At 74.2% G+C, this 8,887-nt stretch carries 10 protein-coding genes; 4 read left to right on the top strand and 6 right to left on the bottom strand.

Annotation, left to right across the window (positions count from 1 at the left end; all coding sequences use genetic code 11):
- Positions 1-67: 67 nt before the first annotated feature.
- Together dapC and fdxA are read right to left on the bottom strand one after the other, a co-directional pair.
- Positions 68-1,231, bottom strand: a complete 1,164-nt coding sequence (dapC, locus tag ACFWXO_RS27080; protein WP_375884764.1) for a succinyldiaminopimelate transaminase — start codon at positions 1,229-1,231, stop codon at positions 68-70.
- Positions 1,232-1,251: 20 nt separating this feature from the next.
- Entirely contained in the window at positions 1,252-1,578 is a 327-nt protein-coding gene (fdxA, locus tag ACFWXO_RS27075; RefSeq protein WP_030287402.1) for a ferredoxin, read from the bottom strand.
- Positions 1,579-1,779: 201 nt separating this feature from the next.
- Here fdxA and ACFWXO_RS27070 point away from each other — a divergent pair, with 201 nt between their 5' ends.
- Both ACFWXO_RS27070 and ACFWXO_RS27065 read left to right on the top strand, forming a co-directional pair.
- Positions 1,780-2,715, top strand: a complete 936-nt coding sequence (locus ACFWXO_RS27070) for a GNAT family N-acetyltransferase (protein ID WP_380526677.1) — start codon at positions 1,780-1,782, stop codon at positions 2,713-2,715.
- A gap of 31 nt (positions 2,716-2,746) precedes the next feature.
- Complete coding sequence (locus ACFWXO_RS27065) at positions 2,747-3,655, top strand: transglutaminase family protein (RefSeq protein WP_375884759.1); 909 nt, start codon at positions 2,747-2,749, stop codon at positions 3,653-3,655.
- A 17-nt stretch (positions 3,656-3,672) separates the two neighbouring features.
- Here the strand turns inward: ACFWXO_RS27065 and ACFWXO_RS27060 are convergent, their stop codons facing one another.
- Positions 3,673-4,302, bottom strand: coding sequence for a response regulator (locus ACFWXO_RS27060; protein ID WP_380526675.1), 630 nt, complete (start codon positions 4,300-4,302; stop codon positions 3,673-3,675).
- 64 nt (positions 4,303-4,366) lie between these two features.
- Here ACFWXO_RS27060 and ACFWXO_RS27055 point away from each other — a divergent pair, with 64 nt between their 5' ends.
- Positions 4,367-5,311 (top strand): MerR family transcriptional regulator, encoded by a 945-nt coding sequence (locus tag ACFWXO_RS27055; RefSeq protein ID WP_380526673.1) that lies wholly within the window; start codon positions 4,367-4,369, stop codon positions 5,309-5,311.
- Complete coding sequence (locus ACFWXO_RS27050; RefSeq protein ID WP_380526671.1) at positions 5,305-5,799, top strand: GNAT family N-acetyltransferase; 495 nt, start codon at positions 5,305-5,307, stop codon at positions 5,797-5,799. Before ACFWXO_RS27055 ends, ACFWXO_RS27050 begins: the two co-directional genes overlap by 7 nt.
- Here ACFWXO_RS27050 and ACFWXO_RS27045 read toward each other — a convergent pair.
- From ACFWXO_RS27045 to ACFWXO_RS27035, 3 genes are read right to left on the bottom strand one after another with little or no spacing between them, the layout of a single operon-like run.
- On the bottom strand, positions 5,796-7,055 hold the full coding sequence (locus tag ACFWXO_RS27045) for a sensor histidine kinase (protein WP_380526669.1): 1,260 nt from the start codon (positions 7,053-7,055) through the stop codon (positions 5,796-5,798). The two genes, ACFWXO_RS27050 and ACFWXO_RS27045, sit on opposite strands and share 4 nt — an antisense overlap.
- Positions 7,056-7,063: 8 nt before the next feature.
- On the bottom strand, positions 7,064-7,786 hold the full coding sequence (locus ACFWXO_RS27040) for an ABC transporter permease (protein WP_375884746.1): 723 nt from the start codon (positions 7,784-7,786) through the stop codon (positions 7,064-7,066).
- Positions 7,783-8,745: an ABC transporter ATP-binding protein gene (locus tag ACFWXO_RS27035; protein ID WP_375884744.1), complete on the bottom strand. Its 963-nt coding sequence runs from the start codon at positions 8,743-8,745 to the stop codon at positions 7,783-7,785. Before ACFWXO_RS27035 ends, ACFWXO_RS27040 begins: the two co-directional genes overlap by 4 nt.
- Positions 8,746-8,887 lie beyond the last annotated feature (142 nt).

The raw sequence follows: 8,887 nt of genomic DNA, 5'->3' as shown, positions 1-8,887 counted from the left end.
GGCCCCCCGGCGGGGGCGGGGGGTTTTTGATTTTCCGCAACCCCCGGCCCCTCCGTCGTACCCGCCGTCAGCGCGCCGCGGCCAGCCGCTCCACGGCCGCGGCGACCCGCTCGTCGGTCGCGGTGAACGCGACCCGGACGAAGCCGGCGCCGGACGGCCCGTAGAAGTCACCGGGCGCCACCAGGATGCCCAGCCCGGCCAGTTCGGCCACGGTCTCCCAGCACGGGCGGTCCTGGGTCGCCCACAGGTACAGGCTCGCCTCGGAGTGCTCGACCCGGAAGCCGTACGCCTCCAGCGCCGCCCGCAGCGCCGAGCGCCGGGCCGCGTACCGCTCCCGCTGCTCGGCCACGTGCGCGTCGTCGGCGAGCGCCGCGATCGTCGCCGCCTGGACGGGCGCCGGCACGATCATGCCGCCGTGCTTGCGCAGCCCCAGCAGCTCCTCGACCACCACCGGGTCGCCCGCCACGAAGGACGCGCGGTAGCCGGCCAGGTTGGAGCGCTTGGAGAGCGAGTGGACGGCCAGCAGGCCCTCGTGCTGTGTTCCGTCCCCGGGGTCCCCGCAGACGTCCGGGTGCAGGACGGAGACCGGTTCGGCCTCCCAGCCCAGCTCGAAGTAGCACTCGTCGCTGACCAGCAGCACCCGGTGCTCCCGGGCCCACTCGACGGCGCGGCGCAGCTCGTCCGCGCCGAGCACCCGGCCGGTCGGGTTGGACGGCGAGTTCACCCAGAGCAGGCGCACCCGGGAGCCGTCCAGCTCGTCCACCGAGTCGTACTCGACCGGCTCGGCGCCGCACAGCCGGGCGCCCACCTCGTAGGTCGGGTAGGCCAGTCGCGGGTAGGCGACCTGGTCGCCCGGGCCGAGGCCGAGCTGGGTCGGCAGCGAGGCCACCAGCTCCTTGGAGCCGACGGTCGGCAGGACGGCCCGCGGGCCGATCCCGGCGCCGCAGCGGCGGTTCAGCCAGCCGGCGATCGCCTCGCGCAGCTCCAGCGGGCCCCAGACGGTCGGGTACCCCGGCGTGTCGGTGTGGGCCGCCAGCGCCTTCTGGATCAGCTCGGGGACCGGGTCCACCGGGGTGCCGACGGAGAAGTCGCAGAGGCCACCGGGGTGGGCGACGGCGGTGGCCTTGTAGGGCTCCAGCTTGTCCCAGGGGAACACCGGGAGCCGGTCGGAAACGCGGCGCGCCGCCCCCGGGTGACCCGGGAACGGCGCGCGCGTGCTGTTGGTGTTCACAGCTCAGTAGCCACCGATCGTCAGTGGTCGGCGTTCTGCGGCGGCAGCGCGGCGATGAACGGGTGGTCCCGCTCGATCAGGCCGAGCTTGGAGGCGCCGCCGGGCGAACCCAGGTCGTCGAAGAACTCGACGTTCGCCTTGTAGTAGTCCTTCCACTCCTCCGGAGTGTCGTCCTCGTAGAAGATCGCCTCGACCGGGCAGACCGGCTCGCACGCGCCGCAGTCGACACACTCATCCGGGTGGATGTAGAGGGAGCGCTGGCCCTCGTAGATGCAGTCAACCGGGCACTCTTCGATGCACGCCTTGTCCTTCACGTCGACACAAGGCTGCGCGATGACGTAGGTCACGCTGTCGTTCCTCCTCGGAAGGGCCTGTCGGCCCGTTCTGTTCTGCTGCCGTGCGCGGTGTGAGCGCGGCGTCGTCGATGCCCGCCCCTAGTATCGCGGGTCGGAGCAGGCAAATGCACAGGAGGTGGCCGGATCATGACCCGAGACCAGCTGGAACGGCGTCCGGAAGTCCGGATAGATCGCTCTGACGTGGGTCTTCGCGTGTCCGTGCGGCGCCTCTCGGAGTTCGTGGACGACCGTCCGGTGTTCCGCGATGTGATCGGCGTGCTCACATCGTGGGACGATCACGGGCTCACGGTCGAGCCCCGGTCGGGCGGTCCGGTGACCTTCCCGGAGAAGCTGCTGGTCGCGGGCAAGGTCGTGCCGCTCTTCCCCGCGCGGCGCGCGGAGCTGCCCGCCGCCACGCCGGTCGAACTCCAGCGGACCGCCGGGCGCGGCTGGCCGGGCGTCGAGCAGGAGGCGCTCGGCGAGTGGACGCTGCGCGCCGCGGCCGGGTTCACCCAGCGCGCCAACTCCGTCCAGGCGCTCGGCGATCCGGGGAGGCCGCTGCCCGCGGCCCTGGCCGCCGTCCGGGCCTGGTACGCGGCGCGCGGACTGCCCGCCCTGGTCGAGGTGATCACCCCCGGGACGGCCGACGACCTCAGGCCGCTGCTCGGCCCGCCGCGCTCCCCCACCCAGGTGCGCACCGCCCCGCTGGCCGCGCTCGCCCGGACCGGCACCGGGCACGGGCGCGTGCGGCTCGCGCGGACCGCGGGCGAGGACTGGATGTCCCTGTACGGGAAGCTGAGCGAGGACCCGGCGGCGCGCGAGGCGGCCCGCCGGGTGCTGCACGGCGGCCCCTCGGTCTGGTTCGCCACCGTCCCCGGCGCCCCCGGGCAGCCGCCGCTGGCGATCGGACGCTGCGTCATCGACGGCCCGTGGGCCTGCTTCGGCGCCATCGAGGTCCAGCCGTACGCCCGGCGGGCCGGACTGGCGACCGCGGTGATGGCGGTGCTCGCCGCCCGCGCGGCGGAGGAGGGGGCGAGCGGCGCGTACCTGCAGGTCGAGGCGGAGAACGACGGTGCGGGGGCGCTCTATGACGGACTCGGCTTCACGACCAGTCACACTTACCACTACGCGCTCCTCCCCCAGGAGTAGGCGCCCGACCGTTCCCTCCTGGTATGTCCGCTTGTCCGTCCGTCGTACGAAGGCCGTCGCCGTCACCGTGACCGAGCACAGCAGAGACCGCTTCCGGACCGCCGCCCGCTCCGAGCAGCCCGACCCGGTGCTGCTCTGCCTGCTCGCCGCCGCCGAGCACGACCCGGTCCTCGACCCGGGCGATCCGGGCGAACCGCCCGGCGTCGACACCCTGCTGGCCGCCTGCGAGGCCGCCCTCGACCGGCACGCGGCCGCCGTCCGGCTAGCCGTCGCCGAACGCTCGCCGTCCGGGCCGGAGGAGACCGCCGCACTGCTCGCCGCCGTGCTCGGCGGCCGGGAACGCTTCCACGGGCGCCAGTCCGACTACCGCCGGCTGGAGTCCTCGCTGCTGCCCGACGTCCTGCGGCGCCGTCGCGGACTGCCGATCATGCTCTCGCTGGTGTGGACGGCCGTCGGCCGCCGGGCCGGGCTCACCGTGCACGGCATCGCCCTGCCCGGCCACTTCATCGTCGCGGTCGGCGGCCCGGCCGGCGGCGAGGAGTACGTCCTCGCCGACCCCTTCCACGGCGGGCGGCTGCTCGACCCCGCCGACGTCGAGCGCCTGGTCGCCGCCTCCGGGCACGACTTCACCCCCGCGCTGCTCACCCCCGCCCAGCCGCTGGACATCGTGCTGCGGGTGCTCGGCAACATCCGGGCCTGGGCCGCCGACCGGCCCGAACAGGCCCGCACCCAGCTGTGGGCCACCGAACTCGCCCTGCTGCTCCCCCGGCACCCGGCCCAGCTCCGCCTGGAACGGGCCGAACTCCTGGTGCGGATGGGCGACTTCCTCGGCGGCTCGGCGGAGATGGACGACTACGCGCGGATCCTGGACGCCTTCGACCCGGACACCGCCGCCAAGGTCCGCCAGGAGGCCCGGGCGGCCCGCCACCGGCTCAACTGACCTGCCCTGAGAAGCGGTTACAGCCAGCCCTTCTCCCGGGCGATCCGGACCGCCTCGGTGCGGTTGCGCGCCTCGGTCTTCTGGATCGCCATCGAGAGGTAGTTGCGGACCGTCCCCTCCGACAGGTGCAGCCGCCTGGCGATGTCCGCGTTCACCGTGCCGTCCGCGGCCGCGCCCAGCACGTCCCGCTCGCGCGCGGTCAGCGGATTGGCGCCCTCGGCCAGCGCGGCCGCCGCCAGCGCCGGGTCGATCACCCGCTCGCCGCGCAGCACCCGGCGGATCGCCTCGGCCAGCTCGGACGCCGGCGCGTCCTTCACCAGGAAGGCGTCCGCCCCCGACTCCATCGCCCGGCGCAGGTAGCCGGGGCGGCCGAAGGTCGTCGCGATGACCACCCGCGTCCCCGGCGCCCGGCTGCGCAGCTCGGCGGCCGCCTCGATGCCCGTCATCCCCGGCATCTCGATGTCCAGCACGGCGACCTGCACCTCGTTCGCCAGCACCGCCGCCACCACCTCGTCCCCGCGGCCGACCTGCGCCACGACGTCGATGTCCCCCTCCAGCCCGAGCAGCGCCGCCAGCGCCTCCCGGACCATCCCCTGGTCCTCGGCGAGCAGCACGCGGATCGAGGGGCCGTTCTCTGCAGTACCCATGGCCACGACCTTAGAGGGAAAGGGGCTTGAGTCTCCGGCAGGGGGAGACCCCACAGTGGTGCCCATGGACGGCAGCGAAACGCTCTACTCGATCGGCGACCTCTCCCGGCGCACCGGACTCACCGTCAAGGCCATCCGGTTCTACGCCGACACCGGCCTGGTCCCGCCCACCGACCGCACCACCGCCGGCTACCGCCGCTACGACCTCCACGGCCTCGCCCGGCTGGACCTCGTCCGCACCCTGCGCGAACTCGGGCTCGACCTGCCCGCGATCCGCCGGGTGCTGGAGCGCCAGGCCCCGCTGCACGAGGTCGTCTCGACGCACGCGGAGGCCCTGGAGGTGCAGATCCGCGCCCTGCGGCTGCGCCGGGCCGTCCTGCTCGCCGTCGCCCAACGCTCTTCCACCCCCGAGGAGATGACACTCATGCACAAGCTCGCCCGACTGTCCGACGCCGAACGCCGCCGGCTCGTCCACGACTTCATCGACGAGACCTTCGGCGACCTGGACGCCAACCCCGAGTTCGTCGCCATGCTGCGCTCGGCGATGCCCGAACTGCCGGACGAACCGCGGCCGGAGCAGGTCGAGGCCTGGGTCGAGCTGGGCGAACTCGTCCAGGACCCGGACTTCCGGGCGGCGGTGCGGCGGATGGCCGAGCACCAGGCCGTCGAACGGGCGGACGGCGACCGGGGCGGGCTGCACGCGGCCCTGACCGGGACGGTACGGACGGTGGTCGGCGCGGCCCTGGCCGAGGGCATCACGCCCTCCTCCCCGGCCGCCGACCCCGTCCTGGACACCCTCACCGCCGCGTACGCCGAGACCTTCCGCCGCCCCGACGACCCCGCCCTCCGCTCGTGGCTGCTGGCCCGCCTCACCACGGCCGACGACCCGCGCGCCGAGCGCTACTGGCAGTTGCTGGCCGTCATCAACGGCTGGCCGGTGCCGGAGGGCCTGCGGGAGGTATTCGGATGGCTCACCGAAGCCCTGCGCAGCAGACTGACCGGATGCTGACCCTGGAACCCCTGCGCCCCGACCACGCCGCCGCCGTCCTCGCCTTCGAGCTCGCCAACCGCGCCTGGTTCGCCCGGACCGTGCCCGACCGCGGGGACGCCTACTTCACCGCGGCCGGGTTCGCCGAGCGCCACGACGCCCTGCTCGCCGAACAGGCCGAGGGCACCGGCCGGTTCCACCTCGTCCTCGGCCCGGACGGCGCGCTGGTCGGCCGGATCAACCTGGTGGACCTCGTGGACGGCAGCGCCGAACTCGGCTACCGCGTCGCCGAGTCCGCCGCCGGGCAGGGCCTCGCCAAGGCCGCCGTCGCGCTGGTCTGCCGACTCGCCGCCGACGCCTACGGCCTGCACGCGCTGACCGCCGCCACCACCCTCGACAACCCGGCCTCCCGGGCCGTCCTGACCGGCAGCGGATTCACGGTCACCGGGCAGTGCCGGCTCGGCGGACACCCGGGCCTGCGCTACCGCCGCGCCCTGGACGCTTCCTAGGAGGCCGTGGAGGCCCCGGGGGACGGGGCGGGCACCGGGCGCAGGGGGACCGAGGCCCGGATCCGGAAGCCCTTGCCGCGCTCCCCCGGGCCGGTCTCCAGCCGGCCGCCGACCAGGGCGAGGCGCTCCTCCAGTCCGGAGAGCCCGTTCCCCGGTTGGGACTTGCCCGGGCCGGGACCGTTGTCGGTGATCTCCAGGACGGCGTACCGCCCGCCGCCGCCGTCCCAGCTCTCGTCCGCCGTCACCGTGCAGACGGTGGCCCCCTCGCCGTGCCGGACGATGTTGGTGACCGCCTCGCGCAGTGCCCAGGCCAGCGCGCCCGCCTCCTCGTTGGCCAGCGACGGCCAGGCGTCCACCAGCTCCGGCGCGGCCTCCAGCCGGACCTGCGCGGCGGCCAGCGCCGTACGGGCGGCGGCGAGTTCGACCGGCAGGGTGGGGCGGCGGAAGCCGGTCACGGCCTCCCGCACGTCGATCAGCGACTGCCGGGCGACCTGCTCGATCTCGGCGACCTGCGCCCGCGCCGCCTCGTCCTTGCCCGCGTCCATGAAGCGGCCGGCCAGCTCGCTCTTGAGGGTGATCAGCGAGAGCGAGTGCCCGAGCAGGTCGTGCAGGTCGCGGGCGAGCCGCAGCCGCTCCTCGGAGGCGGCCAGGTGGGCGACCGCGGCCCGGGCCTCGCGCAGTTCCTTCATGGTGGTGACCAGCCGCTGCAGGCCGGTCATCGCGACGCCGGAGAGGAAGGCGCTGAGGGCGAAGGTGGTGGTGCTGTCGTTGTCGGCGTGGATCGCCAGGCCGGTCCCGGCGGTGAGCAGGGCCATCGCGACCAGGGCGCGCAGCGCGTGCTTCACCGGGGTGATCACCGCGAGGCACACCGAGGCGTAGATGAACATGGTCAGGAACGCGCCGCCGAGCACCGCGGCGGAGGCCACCGCGAGCACGATCATCGTCCCGACGACCACCTGGCAGGCCCGCGGCTTCATCCCCGCCTGCGAGCGGAAGATCACCAGCAGGACGTAGGCGGCCACGAAGACCGCCAGGCAGGCCCAGCCGAAGACCTGCTCGGCCCCGCTGTGCCCGCCGTTCAGCAGGCTGCTCGCCGGGTAGGCCAGGTAGGTCATCCACAGCAGCATCCAGGCGACCTTGACGGTCATCTGCCGCCGGGTCTCCACCGGGGCGCCCGGGACGTTCATGAAGGAGGCGCGCACCGGACCGGCCTCCCCCGGTTCGTCGGGGCGGTCGGTCCGGTGCGCGTCGGTCATGGTGGTCATCATGCCCGGCGGGCGTCACGCCGGTACAGCACCGCTGCGCCGGCCACGAACACCGCGAAGAAGGCGGCCAGTCCGGCGACCGCGGCCAGGTCCAGGGAGTGCCCGGGCTGGGTGAAGGTGGCCAGTTTGTTGTACAGGAACACCGGGTTGAAGCGGGCGAGGCCCTCCAGCGAGCCGCTCACCGGGAACCAGGTGCCGCCGAGCAGCGCCATCGCCATGTAGGTGATCATCACGATCGGCTGCACCGCGTCCGGTGCCGCCGCGTAGCCCAGCGCCACCCCCAGCGCGGCGAAGACGAAGCTGCCCAGCCAGAGCGCGGCCGCCAGCCCGATCCACTGCGGCGCGCTCAGCTGGACGCCCTGGACGGCCCCGACCGCGAAGACCACCAGGATCGCCGGCAGCGTGGTCACCGCGGTCGCCGTGATCTTGCCGACGGTGTACGCCCGGCCGGGCAGCGCGGTCAGCCGCAGCTGGCGCGTCCAGCCGCTCTTGCGCTCCAGCGAGATCCGCTGCGCGTTGCCGGTGAGCACCGCGCCGACCGCGCCGAAGGTGGCCATCGAGACCATGAAGTAGGTCTTCACGGGCAGGCCGCCGGCCTGGTTGCCGGAGCCGTAGGCGTTGATGAAGAAGACGTACATCAGCGCCGGGTAGAGCACCGTGAAGAACAGGTAGCGCCGGTTGCGGAGGGTCCGCAGGATCTCCAGCTTGATCAGGGTGGTCATCGCACGCTCTCCTTCTCGGCGTCGGCCCGGCGGTCCAGCTCGCCCGTGATGGTCAGGAAGGCCTGCTCCAGGCCGACCCCGGCGACCTCCAGGCCGCGCGGGTACAGGCCCGCCCGGTAGATCCCGGCGACGCCGGCGTCGGCGTCCGCGGTCCGGATCCGCACCGTCCGCACCCCCGGGACGCGGGCGGTGACGTCCAGCGCCTGCACGCCCGGCAGGGAGCGCAGCACGGCCTCGTCGAAGCGGACGTCCGCGGGGAGGTCGGCGTCGTGGAGTTCGAAGGCGATCCGGCGGGCCCCGGCGCGCGCCTTGATCTCGGCGGAGCTGCCGTCGGCGATCAGCCGGCCCCGGTGCAGCACCAGGACGCGGTCGGCGATCGAGTCGGCCTCCTCCAGGTAGTGGGTGGCGAACAGCACCGTGCGCCCGGCGTCGGCCTGCGCGCGCATGCTCGCCCAGAACGCCTGCCGGACGCTGACGTCCATGCCGGTGGTGGGCTCGTCCAGCACGATCAGGTCGCTGTCGCCGGCGATCGCCAGGGCGAAGCGGACCCGCTGCTCCTGGCCGCCGGACAGCTTGTCGACCCGGCGTTCGGCGATCTCCTCGATCCCGGCGTCGGCCAGCACCTCCGTGACCGGCCGGCCGCGCGGGTGCACCTTGCAGGCGAGCTCGACGATCTCGCGGACCTTGACGTCGGTCATCAGCCCGCCGCTCTGCAGCATCGCGCCGACCCGGCCGTCCGCGATCGCCGCCCGCGGGGTGGCGCCGAACAGCGTGACGCTGCCCTGGTCGGGTTCGCGCAGGCCGAGCAGCAGGTCCAGGCTGGTGGACTTCCCGGCGCCGTTCGGGCCGAGCAGGGCGACGGTCTCGCCCGGCCGCAGCACGAGGTCCAGGCCGTCCACGGCGCGCACCCGCCCGTAGCTCTTGCCGACGCCGCGGAAGGCGGCCACCTCGGTAACCATCGCCCGGCTCCTCTCCCTGGTGGGGTCCGGTGCGGAGCTGTCCGCACCACCCCAGGGTCCCGCCGGGGCCGGGGCCGGCGGCAGTGTCGGGGGGGGGGGGGGGGGGGTGTGGTGTGAGTGTGGGGTGCGTGAAGAGAGGCAG

It is taken from the genome of Kitasatospora sp. NPDC059088, from assembly GCF_042738155.1.
Lineage (GTDB): Bacteria > Actinomycetota > Actinomycetes > Streptomycetales > Streptomycetaceae > Kitasatospora.
Note: the sequence above shows the minus strand (reverse complement) of the source record. Positions and strands in the feature narration are given on the sequence as shown.